The 23,948-nt window shown below is 56.3% G+C and carries 19 protein-coding genes, 2 pseudogenes and 1 riboswitch; of the genes and pseudogenes, 1 reads left to right on the top strand and 20 read right to left on the bottom strand.

The window, feature by feature from the left end; translation table 11 throughout:
• Positions 1-258 precede the first annotated feature (258 nt).
• From mqnC to metA, 3 genes are all read right to left on the bottom strand, one after another.
• A complete protein-coding gene (gene mqnC / locus PGRAT_RS09470; RefSeq protein WP_025705582.1) occupies positions 259-1,395 on the bottom strand; it encodes a cyclic dehypoxanthinyl futalosine synthase in 1,137 nt (378 codons plus the stop codon).
• A 280-nt stretch (positions 1,396-1,675) separates the two neighbouring features.
• Positions 1,676-2,875: an aminotransferase class I/II-fold pyridoxal phosphate-dependent enzyme gene (locus PGRAT_RS09465; protein WP_025705583.1), complete on the bottom strand. Its 1,200-nt coding sequence runs from the start codon at positions 2,873-2,875 to the stop codon at positions 1,676-1,678.
• 37 nt (positions 2,876-2,912) lie between these two features.
• Entirely contained in the window at positions 2,913-3,842 is a 930-nt protein-coding gene (gene metA, locus PGRAT_RS09460) for a homoserine O-acetyltransferase MetA (protein WP_025705584.1), read from the bottom strand.
• Between the two features lie 86 nt (positions 3,843-3,928).
• Positions 3,929-4,067: riboswitch (SAM riboswitch) on the bottom strand.
• A gap of 429 nt (positions 4,068-4,496) precedes the next feature.
• Between metA and corA the strand changes: the two genes are divergently transcribed.
• Entirely contained in the window at positions 4,497-5,432 is a 936-nt protein-coding gene (gene corA / locus PGRAT_RS09455; RefSeq protein WP_025705585.1) for a magnesium/cobalt transporter CorA, read from the top strand.
• A gap of 70 nt (positions 5,433-5,502) precedes the next feature.
• Here the strand turns inward: corA and PGRAT_RS09450 are convergent, their stop codons facing one another.
• The 17 genes and pseudogenes from PGRAT_RS09450 to PGRAT_RS09375 form a co-directional block, all read right to left on the bottom strand.
• Positions 5,503-6,447 carry a 1-phosphofructokinase family hexose kinase gene (locus PGRAT_RS09450; protein ID WP_042266463.1) on the bottom strand — a complete coding sequence of 315 codons (945 nt, stop codon included), beginning with the start codon at positions 6,445-6,447 and terminating at the stop codon, positions 5,503-5,505.
• Between the two features lie 93 nt (positions 6,448-6,540).
• Positions 6,541-7,560, bottom strand: coding sequence for an HRDC domain-containing protein (locus tag PGRAT_RS09445; protein WP_025704907.1), 1,020 nt, complete (start codon positions 7,558-7,560; stop codon positions 6,541-6,543).
• A 359-nt stretch (positions 7,561-7,919) separates the two neighbouring features.
• Positions 7,920-8,801, bottom strand: a complete 882-nt coding sequence (locus tag PGRAT_RS09440; RefSeq protein WP_025704908.1) for an ROK family protein — start codon at positions 8,799-8,801, stop codon at positions 7,920-7,922.
• Positions 8,802-9,476: 675 nt separating this feature from the next.
• A complete protein-coding gene (locus PGRAT_RS09435) occupies positions 9,477-11,225 on the bottom strand; it encodes a cobyrinic acid a,c-diamide synthase CobB (RefSeq protein WP_042266462.1) in 1,749 nt (582 codons plus the stop codon).
• The gene (locus PGRAT_RS09430) at positions 11,218-12,333 is read right to left on the bottom strand and encodes a cobalt-precorrin 5A hydrolase (RefSeq protein WP_042266461.1); all 1,116 of its coding nucleotides are present in this window, start codon (positions 12,331-12,333) and stop codon (positions 11,218-11,220) included. The genes PGRAT_RS09435 and PGRAT_RS09430 overlap by 8 nt, the downstream gene beginning before the upstream one ends.
• Entirely contained in the window at positions 12,326-13,129 is an 804-nt protein-coding gene (gene cobM, locus PGRAT_RS09425) for a precorrin-4 C(11)-methyltransferase (RefSeq protein ID WP_025705497.1), read from the bottom strand. The genes PGRAT_RS09430 and cobM overlap by 8 nt, the downstream gene beginning before the upstream one ends.
• Positions 13,126-13,995, bottom strand: coding sequence for a precorrin-2 C(20)-methyltransferase (cobI, locus tag PGRAT_RS09420; RefSeq protein ID WP_244884057.1), 870 nt, complete (start codon positions 13,993-13,995; stop codon positions 13,126-13,128). The genes cobM and cobI overlap by 4 nt, the downstream gene beginning before the upstream one ends.
• Positions 13,996-14,277: 282 nt before the next feature.
• Positions 14,278-15,507: a bifunctional cobalt-precorrin-7 (C(5))-methyltransferase/cobalt-precorrin-6B (C(15))-methyltransferase gene (locus tag PGRAT_RS09415; RefSeq protein WP_025707644.1), complete on the bottom strand. Its 1,230-nt coding sequence runs from the start codon at positions 15,505-15,507 to the stop codon at positions 14,278-14,280.
• A complete protein-coding gene (locus PGRAT_RS09410) occupies positions 15,500-16,810 on the bottom strand; it encodes a cobalt-precorrin-5B (C(1))-methyltransferase (RefSeq protein ID WP_025707645.1) in 1,311 nt (436 codons plus the stop codon). The genes PGRAT_RS09415 and PGRAT_RS09410 overlap by 8 nt, the downstream gene beginning before the upstream one ends.
• A 51-nt stretch (positions 16,811-16,861) precedes the next feature.
• On the bottom strand, positions 16,862-17,536 hold the full coding sequence (locus tag PGRAT_RS09405; protein WP_025707646.1) for a precorrin-8X methylmutase: 675 nt from the start codon (positions 17,534-17,536) through the stop codon (positions 16,862-16,864).
• Between the two features lie 9 nt (positions 17,537-17,545).
• The gene (cobK, locus tag PGRAT_RS09400) at positions 17,546-18,325 is read right to left on the bottom strand and encodes a precorrin-6A reductase (protein ID WP_042266459.1); all 780 of its coding nucleotides are present in this window, start codon (positions 18,323-18,325) and stop codon (positions 17,546-17,548) included.
• A pseudogene (locus tag PGRAT_RS34290) lies at positions 18,322-19,506 on the bottom strand (sirohydrochlorin chelatase); the annotation flags it as partial. The gene cobK and the pseudogene PGRAT_RS34290, both read right to left, overlap by 4 nt.
• Positions 19,507-19,635: 129 nt before the next feature.
• Positions 19,636-20,853 (bottom strand): annotated as a pseudogene (cobJ, locus tag PGRAT_RS34005) (precorrin-3B C(17)-methyltransferase); the annotation flags it as partial.
• A 156-nt stretch (positions 20,854-21,009) separates the two neighbouring features.
• Positions 21,010-21,888 carry an energy-coupling factor ABC transporter ATP-binding protein gene (locus tag PGRAT_RS09390; protein WP_025706659.1) on the bottom strand — a complete coding sequence of 293 codons (879 nt, stop codon included), beginning with the start codon at positions 21,886-21,888 and terminating at the stop codon, positions 21,010-21,012.
• A 71-nt stretch (positions 21,889-21,959) separates the two neighbouring features.
• Complete coding sequence (gene cbiQ / locus PGRAT_RS09385) at positions 21,960-22,748, bottom strand: cobalt ECF transporter T component CbiQ (RefSeq protein WP_042266458.1); 789 nt, start codon at positions 22,746-22,748, stop codon at positions 21,960-21,962.
• Positions 22,732-23,028: an energy-coupling factor ABC transporter substrate-binding protein gene (locus tag PGRAT_RS09380; RefSeq protein WP_025708506.1), complete on the bottom strand. Its 297-nt coding sequence runs from the start codon at positions 23,026-23,028 to the stop codon at positions 22,732-22,734. The genes cbiQ and PGRAT_RS09380 overlap by 17 nt, the downstream gene beginning before the upstream one ends.
• Before the next feature lie 2 nt (positions 23,029-23,030).
• A complete protein-coding gene (locus PGRAT_RS09375) occupies positions 23,031-23,798 on the bottom strand; it encodes an energy-coupling factor ABC transporter permease (protein WP_025708507.1) in 768 nt (255 codons plus the stop codon).
• Positions 23,799-23,948: the final 150 nt, after the last annotated feature.

Here is a 23,948-nt window from a genome sequence, read left to right as displayed (position 1 = left end):
TCGTATTCCTACTTATGCTGACCGCAAGATTGTATCATACCCCAAAATATGAATCTAGCAAAATGCATTAAATCTGAGTAATAGTTGTGTAAAATATCACATTTCAACCATTAATTTTGGGTAAAATGCCTATAAAACTTTACATAACACAAAAAAAAGTCTATCTTTGTAAATTCCCATAGAGGAATTCCACAAGGATAGACGCCGCAATAAAATATCACACATGAAGTTATAAATATTTTTAATTTTATTAAATTATTAGTTCTGCATTACAAAATCATTGTCAATCTTCGCGTTCGCATCGTTGAACACCCGCAGGATGTCATAACGCGTGTTGCGCTGCGCCGGGATCTTGCCTGCTTCGCGGATCAGCTGGGTAATGGACTCGATGTTGACCTTGTAGGTTGCGCCCGCCGAGGATACTACATTCTCCTCAATCATGGTGCTGCCAAAGTCGTTGCAGCCATACTGCAGGGACAGCTTGCCGACCTCCGGCCCCATTGTAACCCATGAGGACTGGAAATTTTTGATGTTGTCCAGTACCAGACGGCTGATGGCAACCGTTTTGAGGTATTCTTCCGGCGTCTGTCTGTCCAGCTTCAGATTGGTATTATCCGGCTGGAAGGTCCAGGAGATAAACGCCAGGAACCCTTCGGAGTCATATTTGTTCGCAATGCACTCGTCCTGGGCTTCCCGTACCCGCAGCAGATGAAGCGCCCGCTCCTCCATGCTCTCGCCAAGGCCGATAACCATGGTTGCCGTGGTGTTCATGCCGATCTTGTGTGCGGTCTGCATGACATCCATCCATTCCCGCCAGGAGCCTTTGAGACGGCTGATTTTGCGGCGGGTCCGGTCATCCAGAATTTCCGCTCCGCCCCCGGGAAGGGAATCCAGACCTGCAGCATGAATCTCGCGGACCACCTGCTCCAGCGGCAAACCGGATACTTCAACCATTTTCATAATCTCCGCAGGGGAGAAGGAGTGCATGGTGATCTCCGGGAAACGCTGCTTAATTCCGCGCAGTAAATCCGTATAGTAGCTAAATGGCAGATTGGGATTGGTCCCGCCTTGCATGAGAATTTCCGTACCATTCACATCGATGGTTTCCTGGATTTTCTGAAAAATCGTCTCGTCGGGCAGCACATATCCTTCCTCAGAGCCCGGTCTGCGGTAGAACGCACAGAAACGGCAGTACACATCACATACATTCGTATAGTTGATATTGCGGCCAATCACAAAAGTAGCCAGCGGGTCCGGGTGCCAGCGCTTCATGATAATGTCAGCGGCAGCGCCCATTTTTTCAATTTCATTGCTCTCGAACAACCGGACCGTATCCTCCAGCCCGAGCCGTTCGCCCTTCAGCGCCTTCTCCAGAATCAGATCTATTGCACTCATCGTTAGCAGCCTCCTTTTTACGCCTATACAGCAAGGTAGATGTATTAAATTTGTTGAACAAATGAATAAGCTCGTTCCTCCATCGTATCACAATCCGGACGCCTTGAGAAACCTTTGCTGGGACACGCCGGCGTAAAACTATAAATCCAGCCGCCTTAAAATAATCCACAAGCGGGGCTTTTGCATGGAAGCTGATTCAGATACTTTGCGGGGACCCCATACATACTTACTGATCTATCAAAAAACAGCGGCGCCCGTGAGGGCGCCGCGGCCAAGCTTCTTATTCTTCAGCGGGCGTTGTGCCGGCAGATGCCTCTTCCAGTTCGATCCGGGCCGCTTCCAGCGCCTGTCCGAGATCGGCAATCAAATCATCCGCATGCTCAATCCCGACGGAGAAGCGCAGCAGACGGTCATCTACACCGACAGCGTCGCGGATTTCCACCGGGATATCAGCATGGGTCTGCACCGCCGGATAGGTCATCAGCGACTCCACCCCGCCGAGGCTTTCGGCGAAGGCAATCAGACGGATATGGCGCAGCAGCGGCTCGACGTATCTGGCATCTTTTACCTTGAAGGAGAAGATCCCGGTGTTGCCCGAGGCTTGGCGTTTCTGGATTTCATAACCCGGGTGGTCAGGAAGTCCCGGATGGAAAACCTCAGCGATTGCCGGATGCTCCAGCAGATAGCGGGCCAGCGCCAGCGCATTGCTCTCATGCCGTTCCATGCGCAGCGCGAGTGTTTTCATCCCCTTCATCAGCTGGTAGCAGTCATTTGGTGCCAGGACTGCACCCAGGGAATTGTGCAAAACCGCCATTTCTGCAGACAGCCCGGCACCTTTGGTTACGATCAGTCCGGCAAGCACATCGTTGTGGCCTCCCAAATATTTGGTCGCGCTATGGACGATGATATCCGCCCCAAGCTCCAGCGGCCGTTGAAAAAACGGTGACAGCAGCGTATTGTCCACAATCGTAAGCAGTCCATGACGGCGGGACCACGTACAGACAGCTTCGATATCCGTAATCATCATCAGCGGATTGGTGGGCGTTTCGATAAAAACAGCCTTGGTATTCGGACGCCGTGAAGCCTCCAGACCGTCCAGATCATTCGTATCCACATAAGAGGCGCTTATGCCGTATTTGGAGAGAATCCGTTCAAGCAGACGGTAGGTTCCACCGTACAGGTCCAGCGAAACCACTAAATGGTCACCTTGTCCAAACAAGGCAAATAGGGTTGTCAGCGCAGCCATTCCAGAGCTGCAGCCAAAAGCAGCATCCCCCGATTCAAGCTCTGCCACAGCTTCTTCCAGCACCCAGCGGGTAGGATTCTTGGTACGGATATAGTCAAACCCCGTACTCTGTCCAAGTCTGGGATGACGGAATGCCGTTGCATTGTAAATCGGATAATTAATTGCCCCCGTAGCCGGGTCCTCCTGCGAACCAATCTGCGCCAATCTGCTCTCAATCCTCAATTTTTCATCCATAGCTGCTGCCTCCTAAGTATGGTGTTCTCTTATATATTTAGAATACTAAATAATCGGTTTGGTCTATATCGTAAGGGGTCTCCTGGTATACATAGTAATTGAGCCAATTAGAGAATAATAAGTTGGCATGGGCACGCCAGACTGCCGGCGGTGTGCGCTGCGGATCATCCTTAGGATAGTAATGCTTCGGTATCGCAATATCCATCCCTTTGGCGATATCCCGGTCATACTCCCACTTTAACGAAAACGGATCATATTCGGAATGCCCGGTCACAAAAATCTGCTTGCCGTCAAGCGTCGAAACCAGATACACTCCGGCTTCTTCGGATTCGGCCAGAATCTGCAGTTCGGGATTGGCAAGGATATCTTCACGCGAGACATCCGTATGCCGGGAATGCGGAACATGGAACACCTCGTCAAAGCCGCGCAGGAGCTTTACATTGTTTTGGTTCACGGTGTGCGGGAACACGCCGAAGCATTTCTCGTCCAGATTCACCTTGCGCACGCCAAAGTGATGATAGAGCCCTGCCTGTGCCGCCCAACAAATGTGCATGGTCGAGGTCACGTTGTGCTTGCTCCATTCAAAAATCCCTTTCAATTCTTCCCAATAATTCACGTCTTCAAAGTCCAGCTGCTCCACCGGAGCGCCGGTGATAATCAGCCCGTCAAAGCGGCGGTCGCTGATCTCGTCAAAGGTTTTGTAAAAACTCTTCAGATGCTCCGCCGAGGTGTTCTTCGAGGTATGAGAGCTCGGGTGCAGCAGCACAACATCCACCTGAAGCGGTGAATTCCCGACCAGGCGCAGCAGCTGCGTCTCTGTAGTTTCCTTCGTAGGCATTAAGTTCAGGATGGCTATGCGAAGCGGACGGATGTCCTGGTGGAAGGCCTGGCTTTCATCCATTACAAAAATATTTTCTCCGGACAATACTTCTTTGGCCGGCAGGCTGTCGGGAATTTTTATCGGCATTTCTAGTTTCCACTCCTTCGTTGATGACAATGTAAAAATGACCTTTCTCTGTGAGAAAGGTCATATATCTGCAGTCATATGCGCCTCTCTCATCTGCCAGAGAACTTGTGCCAGGCAGCCGGACAGGCTTCCCATACAAAGTTTCCGCAAGAATTAGCACCGTGCGTTCACACGCCGGTTGCCGGGTTTCATCGGGCTAGTCCCTCCACCTGCTCTTGATAAGATTTAGCTGTATTCAATTGAGAAAAAGTCACATAACGTTAAATGCTTTTCTTAAAATTCACTTTAAATCATGAACCTCCTTTTCGTCAAGTCCATACAATGCTATTGGGTCCCCAAAAGCCGCAAGAATTTAGCTTGAAAGACCCATAACCCGGGGTTATACTAGACAAGGGTTTCACAGCCCCTACCTGACGAAAAGAAGAGGTGAGAGAAGAATGGAAGGCGACCCGAGTTCGCAGATAAGCGTCCAGAAAGAGCAACCACACAGGATTAACATCAGCTTGCCGGCGGCGGGAGCATTTCTTCTTCATGCCCTCGAACCGTCATTTGGCCTCAAGAATTGACTGTACCACCGGTCAAGCTGATTGTTCCCTGTGCCTATAATTTAGCACAGGCTCTGGAGAAGACCAGGGCTTAAGAGGAGTGGATCAGATGAAAATCCGGCTGGTAAACGCAGGGGTTTTTACACCTGTAGATGACATTGAAGAAACATTGACTGCCCCCGCTGAGGGATTTTATTGGATTGATGCGGATGTTGAGGATCTGGAGCTGCTTCAGCCCTTGTACAATCTGCATGATTTGGCCGTTGAGGACTGCCTCAGCGAAGAGGATCAGCGCCCGAAGCTGGAAATTTACGAAAGCCATTATTTTATTGTAGTCAACAGCATCCGTTTTGATGATGAAGAGATTTTTCTGCGTGCGCTCAACGTGTTTCTGGGCAGAAATTTCATTATCACCGTCACCAAGCAAAAAATTCATGAGCTGCGCGTACTGAAGCCCATTCTGTGGGAGCAGGAGGTCAGCGAGCCTGACCGTTTCCTGTATCTGCTGATCGACCTTGTCGTAGACAATTATTTCTCCGTCGGTGACCGGATTGAAGCGCGGATTGAGAAGCTGGAAGAGGATATTCTGATGCATACCAAGAAATCGCATCTGAGCGAGATCATTGGTCTGCGCAGTGAAATTCTCTGGCTGAAGAAGATGCTGGGGCCGCAGAAGGAAGTTATCAACACGCTTAACAAAAAAGACCTCCGCCTGATCGATGATCAGCTGCAGAAGTATTTCAGCGATATTTATGAAAATGCGGTCAAGATCTCTGAAACTTTTGAAACGTACCGCGATCTCATGGGGAACTTACGCGAAGCGTATCAGTCCAGTATCGCCAACCGCGCCAATGAGATCATGAGAGTGTTCACCGCGATTACCACAATATTCATGCCGCTGACCGTCATCACCGGGATCTATGGAATGAACTTTGACAATATTCCTGAGATTCATACCCGGTACGGCTACTATGGAGTCATTGCCGTTATGGTTACGCTCGGCTGCGGGATGCTGTTTATTTTCCGCAAGAAGGAATGGCTATGAACAAAAATGGACGAATAAGCAGGACGAAGGCTTCTCTGCCCCATGGCAAGGAAACCTTCGTCTTTTTGGTTTATCGCTGAGTCTCTGCATCTGCTGCTTCGATTTGCATAAACAATCGTTCCGTATCCTCACGCTTGCACAGCTGACGCTCCGGATTCATCACCGCCGCCGCTCCGGAGGCGATTCCGAACTGAACGGCCCGGCGCAGCGGCCAGCCCCGTTCCAGACTGTAGACCAGCCCGCCCACCAGACTGTCTCCAGCCCCTACTACACTCAGTACGGGAACTTCAGGTGCCTTGAGATGCTCGGAGCCCTCGCTCGTAATCAGCAATGCCCCCTCGCCGCCGAGGGATACCACAACCACTTCTGTCCGACCTTGCTCGATCAGCTCCAGGGCAGCCGCCCGGACCTCTGCATCCCCTGTAATGGAATGTCCGGTCAATTCCTCAAGCTCGCGGGCATTCGGCTTGAGCAGATATACACCTGCGTCAGCAGCCTTTTGCAGCGCTTCGCCTGAGGTATCGACAATCACCCGCGCCTGCCAAGGCTTCACGGCTTCAATTACACGGCCGTAGAAATCCACCGGGCATCCCGGAGGCAGACTGCCGCTGGCAACAACGTAGGTCGGCTTCCCGCCCAGGGATTTCAGCTGCTCCAGACACTGCTGCCAATCGCCCTCAATAAAGTGCGGGCCAGGCATATCGAACCGGAATTGCTGGCCTGTGGATTCTTCCACAACGATCAGATTTTCCCGTGTCTGCCCGGAAATCGGGATCTCCTGGTGCCCGACGCCTTCCTGCTCCAGCATCTTATGCAGCAGCTGCCCGTGCAGTCCGCCCGATGCATACAAAGCCAAGGACTCTCCGCCTAATCTGTGGATCGCCCGGGACACATTGACCCCGCCGCCCCCCGGCTTATAGGATGCCTCCCGGCAGCGCAGCTTATGGTCAGGAACGACCTTCTCAATGCCTGTGCTGGCGTCTACGCTGGGGTTAACCGTTAATGTTACGATCATAGGTTTCTCTCCTTTTATTCGGAATACCTGTAGTTTACTCCAAATTACAGCATTCTCCTAAAGTGAGTCCCAAGCGGCCTTCAGCATAGGCGATTATAAATTCGTCGCCCCTTCCAGCTTAGCTGATTGTCCCCGCCGGTAGCGGATGCGGATCAGCCGCAGCCGTTCATAATACACATCCAATCCTTCCGCAGGTGAGAATCCTTCCCCGTAGGCTTTGAAAAGTACGGGCTTAAGGAAGGTATCACCCATCAGCTCATAGGCGGTCCATACACCGGCTTGCTCGCTGGAGGATACCTCAGCCAGTTCGAGAGCAATGAGCTTTTCGACGGAATAGCCGTCCTTCTCCAGCTCTTCTACCGCTTCAAGCACTTCTCGGCGGCTTACCCCACTCGCTGCCTTCAGTTGCTCTATCCCAAGGCCTTCCTCTATTCCCTGCAGCAGAACCCTGCGCAGCCGCAGCCGCTCCAGCTGCTTCTTGTACTTCAGCTCCTTCTGCTTGTACTGCCAGGACACAAAGTGTTCCTCGTCAACGGCTTCATGCACCCAGCCCAGCGGAAAGCTATGCTCCCGCTCTGCGGCCGAGGTGATGCCCAGCCAGTCCTCGCCGTATTGCGAGGCCTTGCCCTCGCCTACGCCGGGAATCTGCAGCAGCTCCTCCAGAGTGCGGGGAAGAAAAGCGCTGAGCATCCGCAGGAGACGGTTGCTGGCAAGTATGTATGGCGCTTTCCGCTCAATGGAGGCTTTGCCCCGGCGCCAGGAGCAGAGCTCTTCATAGACGGATTCATTGCCATGCTGCTCGCTGAAATACTGCAGCTTAAGCTGCTCCTGGTTGCGGCTGCCGGACTGGCTGTCTTCATCGTGAAAGGCCCCATCGATTAGAGGCCGGTAGCCATCGCCCATCTTCACCGCCAGCTCATGCCGGTAGACGCAGAGCATCTCATTCCAGGAGCCGCCTTCATACCACAAGCTGTCCCCGGTTTCCTCTGAGCCGGAGAAATCGCGCCAGCCAAGGCGCCAGGTGCCTTCTTCTTCCCCAATCCAGAGCTGGGCTAAACCCTCTTGATCGGCCCCTGACATTCTCGACAAACGGTTCATAAATACAATCTGCATCCCAATCCCTACCTTCCTTGTCTTACAGCATGCATAATCCCGGAACTCTCCGGATGGACGGTTCCTTAGACAGATCCATCACCGGACAATATAAGGACGATATAGGTGTGAAGCTTATACCGCCTTACATCTGCACACAAAAAAGCACCTCTCCCACGAATTCACGTGAAAGAGGTGCTTCCTCTGGAATGCTATACTGTTAATGCTTACAATACCCATATATTGTGAAACAGTCAATCCCTTTTTATACTAAGTAGGAACAGCTTGTCCGTTCCTCTATGGGAACAGTATTTGTTCCAGCGGAAATATAAGGATGAATTGCGCTGTAAAGCCAATCAATCCTTATCCCTGCCTTCAGGCTACTCCCGGTCCAGCGCCAGCTTAGCCAGTCCAAGCGCTCCGGACAGACCTGCATTGTCGCCCAGCTGAGGCGGAACAATATAGCTGCCGATAGCCTCGTTCAGTGCAGGATGCTGCACATAGCCGCCGAGGAGCTCCTGAAGCTTCGCATGAATAAGCGGGAAAAGCTGGCTCTGCTTCATGACCCCGCCGCCCATCACAATCTTCTGCGGTGACAGAATCAGCACGTAATTCATCAGCGCATGCGCCAGATAGTGGGCTTCCATCGCCCACGCCGGATGATCCGCAGGCAGCTCGCCAGCCGGTTTGCCCCAGCGTTTGCCAATCGCCGGACCTGCCGCCAAACCCTCCAGGCAATCGCTGTGATAAGGGCAGAAGCCTTCAAACTTGTCTTCCGGATGGCGGCGCACAAGAATATGCCCCATTTCAGGATGGGACAAGCCGTGCACCAGCTTGCCTCCCACTACTGCGCCCGCTCCTATCCCTGTACCGACTGTGATATACAGGCAGCTGTCCAGCCCTTGGGCCGCTCCCCACTTGTATTCCCCCAGCGCCGCACCGTTCACATCCGTATCGAACCCGATAGGCACGGAAAAATGCCCGGCAACTGCTCCAACCAGATTGTATTGTCCCCAATGGGGTTTAGGTGTAGTTGTAATGCAGCCGTAGGTCGGGCTGCCAATTACCGGATCAATCGGTCCGAATGAGCCTATGCCGATTGCTTCCACATTTTTGCCTGTAAAATAGTCCAGCACAAGCCCCATTGTTTCCTCAGGCGTAGTCGTCGGAAAGCTGACCCGGTCGATAATCGTCCCGTCCTCATTTCCTGTCCCGCATACAAACTTTGTTCCCCCTGCTTCAATTGCTCCAAGTACCTTCACTGCAGCAGTCTCCCTTCCCCATAAACGTTCAGCCAAAGATTGGCCATTCGTGTAATAAAGCGTTCTCTTGCCTTTATTATACGTGGCCGGCAGATCTATGACAAGCGGTTGACATACGAAAAAGAAACTAGATTTCCACCGAAATCCCACTATATCGGGAATAGAGGCAAGCAGGCCAATCCAAGTAACAACCGGCGATTCGACTCCCTTTCCAATTAGGTCAGAACGCGCCTTTTATAGTACTTTCTGCAGCAGTAGACCCATCAAACCGCCCGAAAAGTTCAATCTATTGCACTTTGTACACTAAAAATCCCTGGAGAAGCGGCTGGGCTTGAGTGAACCTGCCTTGCGATCGTGCACCGGCCGGACTGAGCTAACTAAAGTGGAAAAAGTATACTTATTCGGTACCGTTTCGCTGTACGGGCATCCGTAGTGGGAAAAAGTAGACTTATTCTGGCTCAACTGCTCCTGATATCGTATTTTCACGTGAATTAAGTGGATAAATTCCCACTAAATTCCTTTTCTAAGCAATTATCGGCGGATTAGTTTTACTTTTTCCACTTAGAACTCAGGCTCTAGCGGATCTGGCAGCTCCTCCTCCAAGTGCGCGCATGATCCTAGCTTATTCGCCGGGATCATGCGGTTTATTCTGGCCTTGCTCTCATGGGTATCATCCTATGAGCGCAGCATGTCTTCGTTACTCCTGCGGTAGCTGCGGCAGGCTTCTACCAGCCGGAATGCCGCCGGGATATGGGAAGCCAGATGTATATGCGCATAAGCAGCCATAACATTGCCGCGGGCATAGCCCTCCGGCTGGCTGCCGCTACGTCCGCTGCTGTCATAGGCGTACAACCGCGGTTCGCTAGGCGAATAGCTCATCAGGGAATAGTGGAACTCGTGCCCGCGCAGGCGCTCGCCCTGCTTCAGCAGCAGGCAATCGGCCCGCGCGGTGACTTCGCGGTAGCCGAGTGCGGTGCGCCGGTCCTGCATGACTGTATGGGCGGGAATAATCCCGGCCATCTCATGTACAGCCCCGGCGCGGTCGGTAAGGCTGCGGGCCAGCACCATGTAGCCGCCGCATTCCGCATACAGCGGCATACCTGCTGCTGCCGCTGCCCTTAGGCCGTTCAGGAAGGCCGGATTCCCGGCGATTGTGGCGGCGAATTCCTCTGGAAAACCGCCGCCGAGGTAGATGCCGTCCGCCTCCGGCGGAATGCCTTCGCCGCTGAGCGGGCTGAACAGAGCCAGCCGGGCCCCGGCACGGGCCAGCAGCTCCAGATTGTCGGCGTAATAAAAATTGAACGCCGCATCCTGTGCAACGGCAATGACCGGCGCAGGGTCATATACCGAGGCGAGGGCTTGGGGAGCAGTGCTATCCAAGGATGGATAGCACTGTATAATACCGGCTCCCATAGCAGCTAACGAGGGGGAAAGTGCGGCGGTGGCAGGCAGCTTACCCGGAAGTTCCTGTGCTTCTTGCACGCCTGTCACCTGATGGATCTTAGCAGCTATCGTGGGGAAAAGTGCGGCGGCGCCAGGCAGCTTACCCGGAAGTTCCTGTGCATCTTGCGCGCCTGTCACCTGAAAGATATTCCTGGCTGCCGGAACATTCTCTGGCGGACTCTCTTCCGTAGAACCCCCTTCCGGCAGTATTTTTCCTTCCGGCATCATTTCTCCCGCCGCCGGATAATGCAGGACTGACGCTGCTGCAGCAATTTGCAGCAGTCCATCCAGATCCGTTCCTGCCTCCAGCAGGTCGGCGGCACGGTCAAATAACGGCTCCAGCTCTCCGCGTTCCACGGCAGGCAGCAGCCCCAGGTGCCGTTCCGGGATATCCAGTCCCTGATCCCGTGCCAGCCAGCCGATGACCGGTATGCCGCAGGCCGCTTCAATCGCGGCTTGGACCGTCCGGTAATGGCTGGCGCTCCCGCAGCGGTTCACGATTACCGCAGCGATGTTCACGCCCGGCTCCAACTGCTGAAAGCCAAGCACGATTGCAGCCGCACTGCGTCCCATGCTGCGCACATCCACCACCAGCAGCACCGGACTTCCTGTTAGGAGGGCAATTTCCGCCGTTGATCCGGTAAGCGCAGCCGCCTCTTTGCCGTCGTACAACCCCATAACTCCTTCAATTACGGACAGGTCGGCTGTCTCCGAGGAACGCAAAAAATACTCCAGCATATATTCGCCCGAGGTCATCCAGGAATCCAGATTGCGGGCCGTACGGCCGGTTACAGCCGCGTGATAGGCTGGATCAATATAATCCGGGCCGCATTTGAAGGCCTGCACTGTAAGACCGCGCCGGGCAAAAGCCCGCAGCAGTCCGAGCGTCACTGTTGTTTTGCCCGAACCGCTGCCTGTTCCGGCTACCACAAAACGCGGGCGGAGCCGGGGAAGCTGCTCCGGTCCGCTCTGCTCATTCATTCTTATTCCCCTCCGTTTCAGCAAAGCTGACTCTCGCTATTGCAATGGTCGCATTGCCGCTTTTTTTCTTCTTCAGCACCAGGTCGCGGGCACCTGAGGACAACAGGGCTGCCGGCTCACAGACACCATAAGCTCCGGTCGCCTTAAAAACAATTTCCGAGGGCTGCTCCAGCGCCACCATATTCAGTTCCTCCGGCGAAAACAGGGCCAGCTCCCAGCCGTATTTGGCGCACAAGGCCAGAAGCCCGGCCTCATCGCCTTTGACCGCGGCAGTAGCGGCATTGCGGACGCTAAGAAGCGAAAGCCCCAGCTCCGCCAGCGTACCCTGCACCACCGCTTCAAGCTCCTCCAGCGGGGTCCCGCGGTTGCAGCCGAGCCCGAGCACAAGACTGCGCGGATGGTAGACTACCGTCCGCTCTCCAAGAGCCGCTGCCTCCGGCTCCGGCAGCTGCCGGTCCGTGATCACGACCGCCGCGCTGAACGGCGCTTCCTGCAGCTCCGCCATGCTTCCGCAGAGGCGGACATGCTCTGGCAGCACCGCACCGGGCGGCAGCCAGCCGCGTTCGCCGCTCTCCTGCAGGAAGGCCACGGCTTCCCCGTTGACCAGGGCGGCGCTGACTGTTTTCATGGCTGCGAAGCTCTCTGCGCGCCAGCCGAACTCCGAGCCGAGCAGATCCACGGCGAAGGTGCCCTGCACATCCGAGGCGGTAGTGATCACCGGATGGCTGTCCAGCAGCTGCGCAACCTGCCGCGTAAGCCTGTTGGCCCCGCCCAAGTGGCCGGACAGCATGCTGACCACATGTTCTCCGCGTTCGTCAATGACAATGACGGCAGGGTCGGTTCTTTTATCCTCCAGCAGGGGAGCAATCAGCCGGACTGCCGCCCCCAGCGAAAAGAACAGGATAAGCCCTTCATACTGCCGGAACAGCTTCGGCAGCAGCGCTTTGACCGGCTCCGCAAACGCCCGCCCAATTCCCGCGTTGTCCTGTACGTTTTCACTATATTTAGCGTAATAAAAAACCTCAGTATCCGCCAGCCGTTCACCCAGCTTCAGCGCCAGCCGGATGCCATTCACAGTAATCGCAACGGCTGCATACCGCTTAGCCATCGGCGCCGATTCCTTCCCGGCAGCCGTGGGTAAAGGTCTTGTCGTACAGCTTCGAGCGGTACTGGTCACGGTCCGTAAGCGCCGGGTCCAGCGCCCAGCCGGCGAGAATCATCGCATGCATGGTGATGCCCGCTTCGCGCAGATCAGCTGCCAGGCGCGCCACAGTGGTCCGCAGAATCTGCTGGTCCGGCCAGGTCGCCCGCTTCACAACAGCGATAGGCGTATCGGGACTCCACCCGGCAGCGAGAAATTCCGCTGCCGCGTGTTCAGCCAGCGAAGCGCTGAGGAACAGGGCTACGGTGCAGTGATGCGCCGCCAGCTGCCGCAGCTGCTCGCGCTCCGGGACCGGCGTCCGGCCTTCGGCACGGGTCAGAATCACGGTCTGCGTCAGCTCCGGCACGGTGAGCTCCGCACCCAGCGCTGCCGCCGAAGCAAAAACAGAGCTGACCCCCGGCACGATCTCATAGCTGACGCCGCACAGCTTCAGCAGCGACATCTGCTCCAGGATTGCCCCGTACATGGAAGGGTCACCGGTATGGATGCGGGCTACGCTTTTCCCGGCCTTCACAGCCGCAGCCATGATCTCCACCTGCTGCTCCAGATCCATTCCCGAGCTTTGCAGCACCTCGGCTCCCGGCATCACACTGGCGATCAGCTCCCCGCTGACGAGTGAATCCGCGTAGAGCACAACATCTGCAGAACGCAGGATGCGGCTGCCTTTTACCGTAATCAGCTCGGGATCACCCGGCCCTGCACCTACGATATATACCTTGGGTTCCAAGCTGGCCGCCGTCATTTGCTCACCACCATAAGACTCAGGTATTCGAGCTCTTGGCCGCGCAGCTCGCGGGCATCCCGCCACACCGTTTCATTCGGAGAGGTTACTTTGGTCACAACGGAAGCTTTTCCCGCAAGCCCGAGCTCATCGAGCACATCCAGCAGCAGATCCAGCACCTTGGCCACCTTCAAAAACACCACCGTATCATGATGCAGCAGCGCCTCCTCCAAGGCCGCCCGGTCCTCTGTAGCCGGAATAATCCCCACCCGCTGGTCGCCATCGGCAAGGGGCTGCTGAAGCGCGGCAGCGGCGCCCAGCACCGACGATATTCCCGGAATAGAAACGATCGGCACGCCGGGGTGAAGCTCCTGCATCAACCGGGCCAGATGAATAAAGGTGCTGTACAGATTGGGATCGCCCTCCGTCACAAAAGCCACATCCCGGCCCTGCTTCAGCTCGTTCCAGCAGAGCTCGGCCGTGCGGTTCCAGCCGCTTGCCAGCAGCTCAGGATCTCTAGTCATCGGAAAGACAAGTCCCAGCATGACTTTTTCATCCGCCTTGATATGCATTTCTACAATTTCGTGGGCATAGGATTTCCCGCCCTTTTTGGTTGCCGGGTAGGCAATTACCGGACATTCCCTCAGCAAACGGCAGGCTTTGAGCGTAATCAGCTCGGGGTCACCTGGACCTACCCCTACTCCGTACAAGGTGCCTGTTCCAATGGGGGCAAGCTCAGTCTCCACCAGCGGATACTCATCATCGGCATGATACGCTGCAACTGCAGTTTGCCTGGCCGCTTCGGTGATTCGTTCTTCATGGGCGGCTTGCTCATCCATAGAGTGCAGCTGATGTTCAATCTTATTTTTTTGTAACCTTGTGGTCATGAGCGCTCCTCCTTTAAGTTAGGTTAATCTATTGATGCAGCGACACCTGGACTAAACCCTTTCTGGCAGCGGCTAATCACCTCAACTTCCACCAATCCCCCTTCAAAAATCACCCTGTACGTTGCTAGTGATTTTGTTTGTGCTGAGCGCAGATAGTGGCGTTAGACAAATAGCGGAACACAGTACGGAAGCAGTCCGGGAGCAGTGCAGAGTATACAGTGAGCCAAATCCTGCCGGCGGGCAGGAAGGCCGACGATAGAACAGCTTGAGCTACAATCAAAATCAGCCCTGTCTGCGCCCGCTTACCACGTATACGGGGTTCATCCCCTCAAACCGGGTCATGCCGAGAATCGGCTTGCCCCTTGATGCCTGGAGCTGCGTCACCTCGGTAGCCATTCCGGCAAGCTTCAGCGCCTCCAAACCCGTATACAGCGTCTCAATTGTAATGGCCCCGATCACAATCCGTCCTTCCGGCCGCAGCCGCTGCGAACAGTGTTCAATAATATGCCGCAGCCCGCCTCCGCTTCCGCCAATGAATACTGCATCGGGGTCCGGCAGCCGTTCCAGGCCTTGCGGCGCTTTGCCATGGATAACCTCAAAATCGGCGCGGAATTCACGGCGGTTAGCTTCCATATTCGGCAGATTCTCTGCGCTTTTTTCTATGGCGTATACCTTGCCTAACCGGGCAATCCGCGCACATTCGGCTGCCACCGCTCCTGAGCCGGAGCCAATGTCCCAGACCACCGCTTCTTCAGACAAATTCAGCTCGGACAGGACTAAGGCGCGCACCTCCCGCTTGGTGATCAGGCCTTTCTCCGGGCGCCGCTGGCGGAAGGCTTCATCGGGATAGGCAAAACCGCGCCGCACAGCCGCAGTCCCGCTTCCCGGCTTCCACCGCAGTATGACCACATTCAGAGGAGCAAAGGTCCCTTTTTCCATCTCCTCCAGTTCCCAGAACCGGCAGACCTCCTCGCCCCCGCCCAGCCGTTCACAGACAAAGGCTTCATATTCGGTCATTCCGAACTCACGCAAATAAGCACCGATAACCGCTGGTGTGTTGGTTTCGTCGGTGAGCAGGGCGATTTTGTGCTTGCCGTCTATCCGCTGGGCCAATCCCCGGATCGGACGTCCATGCAGGCTGACCAGCTCCGCATCCTGCCAGCTGTCCCCAAGCCGGGCAAAAGCCAGCTGGACACTGCTGTAATGCGGAATCACTTCGACATGCTCCGGCCCGAATCTGCGGACAAGATACCCGGCAATCCCAAAAAACAGCGGGTCACCGGATGCCAGCACCACTGTACGCCGCTCCTTCCACACTTCCTCCAGCTTATCGGCAAAAGCCTTCAGACCGTTTTTAAGAACGATCTTCTCCCCATGATACTCACTGAAAAAAGACAGCTGCCTTTCCCCGCCAAGCAGTACCTCGCTCCTCTGCACCTTGCTTAGACTGTCTGGGGTCAACCCTCCGGCCCCGTCCTCACCGATTCCGATAATATAAATAATGTCAGCCACGGATTTCCGCCCTTCCCAGCACCCGGCCCTTCATGGTCATCAGAACCATTTCGACGGTCATGCCTCCATTCATATGCTTCAGACATTGTCTGCAGGCGTGCAGGCACAACTGTTCAAAAAATCCGTCATTCCCCGCTGCGGTCATCAGATCCGCCACCTGCGAGGCCGTGTTGGCCGCAGCAATCTCCTCCACCAGCCCGTTATCCGCCCCGGACTCCGCGGCGATTTTGGCCAAAAAGCCGAAGTCCACCGGCGCGTTTTTGGAATGGATCAGCATGGCACCCTGCGCCACCTTCGAAAACTTGCCCGCCATACCGGCCAACGTGATCTTATGGATACCGAAAGCCTTGGCATGTTCCAGCGAGAAGCCGACATATTCACCCATCTGGATAAAAGCTTCCTCCGGAAGCTCTGCGAACATCGCCATTGCATATTTTTCACTGCTGCCGCCTGTGGTCAAAATAATCTGCCTGTTCCCCATGGCCGCAGCGACCGAAATCGCCTGTACGACACTGGCCTTGTAGGCCTCCGTGGAGAACGGTGTCACTACGCCGCGCGTGCCCAGGATGGAGATGCCGCCCAGGATGCCGAGCCGCGGATTCAGCGTTTTTAGCGCGATGGCTTCGCCTTCCGGCACACTGATGACCACCCGCATTCCCCTGGCCGCTCCATGCTCCTCCAGCACCCCGGACACCGCCTCCTCAATCATGCGCCGCGGTACAGGATTGATCGCCGCTTCTCCGACCGCCACCGGCAGTCCCGGCTTCGTTACTCTGCCTACCCCTTTGCCGCCGTCGATCTCTACGCCGGGGCTGTCACGCCAGCTCACAGCAGCCTCAATCCTGGCCTGATGCGTCGCATCCGGGTCATCTCCGGCATCCTTCACGGTTGCGCAGACTGCCGAGTCCCTGCCGCTGCGCTGCCCTCCGGCCAGCATAAACGCATGCCTGAAGCCGGCAGGCAGATCGATCTCTACGCTCGGCGGAGCTTCGCCCGTAATCAGCAGGAGCGCAGCACCTTTGGCGGCTGCGGCCGCACAGGCGCCCGTGGTGTAGCCACGGCGCAGCGGTCCAGCGGGACAGCCGTCAGCTGGCTGGCTCCCTCGCAGCTCTCCCGCAGGTTGGCTCTCTCGCTGTGCTGCCACAGTTTGGCTACCCCGCTGCTCTGGCACAGCTCGGCTTCCCCGCTGCTCTCGCACAGCTCGGCTTCCCCGCTGCTCTGCCGCAGCTTGCCCCTTCTGTCCAAGCTGCAAATCTCCGCTGCGCTTATCGTCCTGCACACCCTGTGACTTCCGCTGTTGCATGACCCATTTCTCCTCTCTCTGCTGATAAGGGGTGCATCTTTTGCTTCTGCCTTATTCACTCTGATTCTGTGATTCTGCTGCCTGGCGGACAGCCAGCAGGCTGAGGGCGTTGACAGCCGCAACCACAACAGTACTTCCGCCCTTGCGGCCGATGTTGGTGATGTAAGGGATGTCCAGCTTGCGCAGCTCCTCCTTGGACTCCGCCGCTGACACAAAACCGACGGGCATGCCGATGATGAGCCCTGGCTGTGCTGCACCTTCTTTGACCAGACGGATCAATTCCAGCAGGGCTGTTGGCGCATTGCCGATCACGTAGATGCCGCCCGGCGCTTCGGCGCAGGCTTTGCGTGTGGCGAGGATGGCCCGGGTTGTTCCCTGTGCTTTAGCGGCCTCAACCACATCGGGATCAGAAATATGCACCCGTACCTCACCGCCGTATTTGTGAATCCGCTCTTTGGCAATACCGGCCTCCACCATCCGCACATCGGCGATAATGGGCCGCCCCTCCAAAATAGCAGTAATCCCTGCCTCCATTGCCCGGGGATGGAACACCAGACTCCGTCCCAGCTCAAAATCGGCGGAAGCATGAATGATCCGCTGCACGACCGGGTACTGCAAAGCGTTAAATGCATGCCCGCCCAGCTCCCGGGTAATCATTTGAAAGCTCAGGCTTTCTATTTCCTGCGGCTGCACTGTGAGCGGCTTAAAATCCGTGCCAAATTCCATAGCTATCCCTCATTTCTTATTAAAAGCGGTAACTGCGGACACCATCTCTTCGAATGACCCATACACCGCGCCATACTCTTTATAAAAAGCTTGCGGCCGGGCAATCAAAATAACATATATCCCCATATCGAGCGCGGCGTGCACTTTTTCATCGAGGGAGCCTTCCGCGCCGCTTTCCTTCGTAACCATGACCTGTGTGCCATACTGCTTGTACAATGCCTCGTTCAGTTCGCGTGAAAAAGGTCCCTGCAGCGCAATAATGTTGCGCTGCTCTATCCCAAGCAAATGGCATTTCTGCATATTTTCCAGACAGGGAAGCAGTCTGACCGTCAGGCGGATCGCAGGGTCACCCAGCAGCGCTTCCGCAAAAATCTCCAAGGTTTTACCGCCTGTAGTCAGCATGACAGAGCCTTTCAGCTGCTTGGCCCTGCGGGCAGCCTCTTCATAGGAAGACACAACCAACAACCGTGGATGCTGCTCATACATGAGGCTGCGCCGCTCATAACGCAAATACGGCAGCCCCAGCGCTGCAGCGGCCCCCATCGCATGGTCATGCGCCTCTTGTGCAAACGGATGGCTGGCATCAATAATGGCACTGCAGCCCAGCTCGCGTAAACAGGCGATCATCCCTTGCTGGTCCAGCCGGCCGACACGGGTTGTGATGCCAGCTGCTTCAAGCCGTTCCGCAGCGCTGGGCGTCACTACGGAAGCCAGCAGCGGCAGCTGCTCCCGTGACAGGGCCAGCGCCAGTTCCCGAGCGTCACTGGTTCCGCACAGTATAAATATCATCGCGGCCGGCGAGCCTCTGGAGCACCTGCCGGGTGCACCGCATCCTCTGAATATGAAGCTCCGGACTGCGGCGGGACACCCCTATCTGCGTCTGCCGGGGCCGGTTGGCTGCAACACCCGGACTTATGCCCTTCCTCACCGTGGCTGTGGTGATCATGATGCTCATCGTGATGGTGGTGGTGATCATCGTGATGGTGGTGGTGATCATCGTGATGGTGGTGGTGATCATCGTGATGGTGGTGATGGTGGTGGTGCGCAGCCGCTTCCTCACGGTACATGCAATTGTCGCAGTTGGCTGCCGTCCGGCCTGTTAGAGTCTCTTCGATCCGCTCCAGCAGCATGTCAGACAACAGCGGATGGGAGCCCAGACCCGTGCCAGCCTCCACTTCAATCTCCGGATGCGCAGCGGCAAAACGGTTCACCGTCTCATTGAACTGCTTCATCAGCACTCCGCTGAACAATAAATACGGCAGCACGATAATTTTGCGTGCACCGAGAGCCAGGCAGCGCTCCAGCCCTGCGGGCAGTGAAGGCTTGGTGATGGCAATAAAGCAGGTTTCGACGCTTTTGTAGGGTGTTCTCTCCCAGAGCAGGCGGGCCAGCTTGCAAAAGTCGCTGTTCGCATCCGGATCACTGCCCCCACGGCCCATAACAAGCACGATGGTGTCCTCGTCTCTCACTTTGGAACAAGGCTCGCCCCTATCCGCAGCAGAGGCCATTACTCTAGCTGACAATGCAGCCGCAGTCTCCTGCCCGCCAGTATCCTGTTGCGCGAACGAACCGTGCTCCAGCAGCAGCGTTTCCCCCAGCCGGTCTCCGGGCAGCTCCGGCTGAGACGACACCTGAACCGGCTGCGGGACAGCCCCGGCGATCCGGTCGAGCAGAATTTCTACCGCTCTCTCCTGCACTCCGAGCGGACGGCCATAGATGAACTCCACACCCGGATATTTCTGCTTTGCCTGATCCAGAGCCTGCGGAATGTCCAGCTTGGAATGTCCAGCCGCGAACAAAATAATCGGCACCACATAGACTGTCCCGGCTCCTCCCAGCACACATTTGTCAATCCCCTCGGAAATGGAAGGAGACGACAACTCGATGAAGCAGGTTTCAATGGCAAGCTCCGGCTTGCGGACAGCAAGCGCCCGGGTGAAATTGCGCAGTTCTTCATTCCCCTCTTCCACACGGCTGCCATGTCCTACAAGCAATACTGTAGTTATCCCTTGCGCTTCTTCATGGTTATGGGAATATGTGTGCGTGTGTTCCCAGTGGAGTACGCTCTCCGCTTGCGGGTAATTCGCTGAAATCCCACTGCCCATCCGCTCAAAAAAAGTATAAAACCGTTCGTTCTGACTGCCCTGCGCACAGTATTGCTCAACCACCTCAGTTACTGCGGCCACTGCTTCCTCTTCGTTCATTCCCTCACGGACCTTGCTGCCCGCGTGCGGGGTGCGTCCGGTTTTTTTTCCGCCAAGATATAGTTCGTAGCTCCCCTTGGAATAGACAAGGCCGATATCCTCCAGGACCGCCGAACTGCAGGCCATCCCGCAGCCAGCCACACTGATCTGCAGCCCTCTTGGCACAAGCCGGCCGTTCAACTGTTGATGTAACCGCCGTGCGGCTCCGGCAGCACTCTCTTTTCTCATGCCGCAGAAGCCGCAGATGTTCACCTTCACCACATTCCCCGCGGGATTCAGCGCTGCCAGCGACCAGGGCTCCGAAGAGGTCCGCAGCCGCTCATGCGGCTTCAGTGCCTGTGTATCGGCGCCAAGGCTGTACTTGCGTTCATAGCCGCGCGGTGTAACCATGAGGCCGTCATAAACCATCGTGGCGGAGTTGCCGACGATCACGGTCGACAGCATGCCGATCTCGTGGTCAAGCATCTCCTGGAGCGTCGTGACAATGGTCTGCTCGCGGTCGCGGTAGGCGCTTTTTACAATACCCACGGGAGTGGAAGGATCACGGTAGCGGAGCAGGATTTGGCGGGCCTCTTCAATCTGGCGTGTGCGCTTTCCGCTGCGCGGATTATAGAAGGCAATCACGAAGTCTGCGGCTCCCGCCGCCTCCACACGCGCCGCAATGCTCTCCCAAGGCGTTAGATGGTCGCTCAGGCTGATCGTGCAGGAATCATGCATAATTGGCGCACCCAGCAGCGAAGAACAGGATTGAATGGCCGATATCCCGGGAATCACCTCGACTTCCACACCCGTGACACGGTTCCAGCCCCGTTCAATCAGTACTTCATAGACCAGCCCCGCCATTCCGTATACCCCTGCGTCACCGCTGGAAATAACGGCGATCGTCTGCCCGGATTCCGCACGGCGCACGGCTTCCTGGGCCCGGCTGACCTCTTCAGTCATGCCTGTGCCGACAATCTCCTGATGCCGCAGCAGCGGCTTGATCAGGTCCACATAAGTGGTGTAGCCGATCACGGCTTCACTCTCTTCCAGCGCTGCCAGAGCACGGCCCGTAATATGTTCCAGCCTGCCTGGACCAAAGCCGATAATCAACAGCTTTCCTTTCTTGTTCATTCTTGTTCCCCCGTTCGTATGTAAGTCCAACACTGACTCTAAATGGATGCCCATGCTCTAGCTGTTTTTGATACAACTAAAAAGTCCTATATTTGCACTGAAACCGATTTAATTGCACTCTGTCACTAAAGAGACCGTATGGCGGGTTATATTCCACTATGGCTGACGACCAGCTGCCCTGGCTCGCTCTCCCGTTCCTTCCTCCAGCAGACTGCTCAGCAACGCCTTGAACTCCCCGGCATTCCGGGGAGCAGCGCGCCCTCCCGTTACGCGCGAGGGCAGGCTGTGCCACAGCTCAGCCAGCAGCGGGAGCCCGAGGCCTATCTCCTGCAGCAGCTCCCCTCCGGCAAAAATAGCCTCCGGCGCTCCGGCGGCCCGGCAGACGCCCTGATCGAGGATAATGATCCAGTCCGCCCAGCGGTAGGCCAGATTCATATCATGCGTGGCCATCACCACAGTTGTACCCTTACGGTGTATGCTGTCCAGGCCATCCAGAAGCTGCGTCTCCGACAGCGGGTCCAGATAGGAGGTTGGCTCATCGAGCAATAGGAGCTCCGGCTCCATCGCCATCACGCCTGCAAGCGCGGTGCGCTTTTTCTGGCCCAGACTGAGCTGATGAATAGGTTTATCTTGTATTGCTGAAAGGTTAAGCAGTTCCAGTACCGCAGCACACCGCGCAGCGATTTCCGCTTCATCCATGCCCGCGCCCCGCAGCCCGAAAGAGATATCGTCCTGCGGTGTGCCCAGGATCAGCTGCTGCTCCGGGTCCTGAAAGACCAGCCCGACTCTGCGCCGCAGGGCGGCAAGCTCCTTTTTGGCATAGGATACAGGCAGTCCCGCTTGCAGCATCCTCCCTTTTTGCGGCCGCAGCAAGCCCACCGCATGCAGAAACAGGGTTGATTTGCCGGAGCCGTTATGTCCAAGCAGGGCTGTTTTGCAGCCTTTGGGAATCGCTGCGGTCAGCCCCCGGAGCGCCGGCTCCACCGTGTCCGGATAATGAAATACGACATCCTCGAAGGCTAAACTGTAATCCATGTCCATGCCGCCCTCCTTCTCCATCAGTTCTGTATCCGGGCTTTTCACTCATTGATCATTTGCCGTTCTCTTCATGTATACAGCATCCACAGCTGTGCGGCCGCCAGCAGGACAATTCCCGCATAGGCCTCAAGGGCAAACCTTCGGGGCACTTCCCGCTTCACATATGGCGGCAAAAGAATTTCTCCGGTAAACCCCCGGGCAGCAAGCCCCTGCGACAGCCCATAGTAGCGGTGCATGGTGTTCGCGAACAATGACGCCGCCATACTTGCAGCCTCCCGCAGCTTGGATCTGAAGCCCCTGTGACCCCCGCGCAGCCGCCGGGCCAGCAGCAGGCCATGGGCGGCATCATCCAGCAGGAACAGGAACCGGTACATGACCAGCATCAGCTCCAGCACGATCTGCGGCATCCGCAGCCTGCGGAGCACCTGCAGCAGTTCGCCGAACGGCGTGGTCAGCATGATGAACAGACAGCAGGCCAGACAGGCGGACACCCGGGCCAGCAGCAGCGCTGCCCGCATACCTCCTGCCGGGGCCATGTACAGAAACTGGGCCGTGCCCGGAATCCGCAGGCAGAGGGCAGCCTCTCCGGCTGCCGGACGGCCCAGCTCCACCAGCAGCGCCGGCAGGCTGAGGCCGTAGAACAACAGCGCAGTGCCAAACAACTGCCCGTAGGCGCGCGGCGGGATTTTGGCATACTGCAGGCACCACAGCATCATCCACAGCGTAATGAGCACCTGAAGGGCCGGATGCAGCACATAAGCGAGCGTGAACATGACGGCTGCGAAGAGGCTTTTCCACATCGGGGATATCCGGCTCAGGGCATTGCTGCAGGATATTGCATCAATTCTTCTGATCATTCAGCTTCTGCCGGTCCTGTCTTCCCTTCAAGAGACCCAGTGTGTAGCCGATTACTCCTGCGCCAATAGCCGCTTGCAGCGCGAACAACATGCTTTCCGTTTCACCCGGCAGCTCAGCCAGCGGCTTGAACCAGGGCTTATATGCGGGATCAATCTCTGTAATTGCACCCTCTGCCGCATCATCGGCCCCGCCGAACTCTCCGTTCACGAACAGCAGCGGCAGGACCACCAGCAGAATCACCGCGAGCAGCATCAGCAGGTTCTTCCATTTGTTCTTCATCTTCACAGTGTGTTTCCTCCCCTGGCTCCCCGTTTAAGCAGGGACAGCTCCTGTGAACTGTAGGCCTTCAGCCAGTTCCATAACAGCACCGTCAAAAGCCCCTCGCTGACCGCCAGCGGAATCTGGGTCACGGCAAAAATGCCGCCGAATTTCACCATAGAAGCCAGTACGCCGCCATCCGCTGACGGAAAAGCCACCGCGAGCTGAATGGAAGTGACCACATAAGTCATCAGATCCGCCACCGCAGCCGCGCAGAATACCGCCAACTTTTCCCGGTTGCCCAGCTTCATGACCAGCTTATAGGCCGCATAACCGGCAAAAGGGCCGGCCACTGCCATGGAGAAGGCGTTCGCGCCTAATGTGGTGATTCCGCCGTGCGCCAGCAGCAGCGCCTGGAACAGCAGCACAATGGAACCGGTCACGCTCATCGGCAGCGGACCCAGCATCACTGCGCCAAGTCCCGTCCCCGTCGGATGAGAGCTGCTTCCGGTTACCGAGGGCATTTTGAGCGCAGAGAGCACAAAGGTAAATGCTCCGGATAAACCCAGCAGCAGCTTCAGCTCCGGGTTGTCCCGGGTCATCCTTGTGAGCTTACGGACGCCAAGGAAAAAGAAAGGCAGAAAAGCAAGCCACCAGAACACCGCCCAGCCAACCGGTAAAAATCCCTCCATAATGTGCATTGCTTCCGCCGTGCCCGGCTCGTTCAGCAAAAAATAAACGGCAAATATGCCGACCAGCCACGCAAAACGCCAACAGCTGCGTTTGTTCATCCCTGCACCTCCTGCTTGATTTTTGTATGCGGCGTCAAACCAAAAACTCCCGCCCCTGAGGGTGGGAGTATCATGTACGTATCCGGATCACAAAGAGAAGGCTGCTCCGCCGCCAAAATAAGCAGCACACCCTTATCTCTCCATCCATTC

This window comes from Paenibacillus graminis, from assembly GCF_000758705.1.
Taxonomy (GTDB): Bacteria; Bacillota; Bacilli; order Paenibacillales; family Paenibacillaceae; genus Paenibacillus_AQ; species Paenibacillus_AQ graminis.
This window is presented reverse-complemented; position numbering and strand designations above follow the sequence as displayed.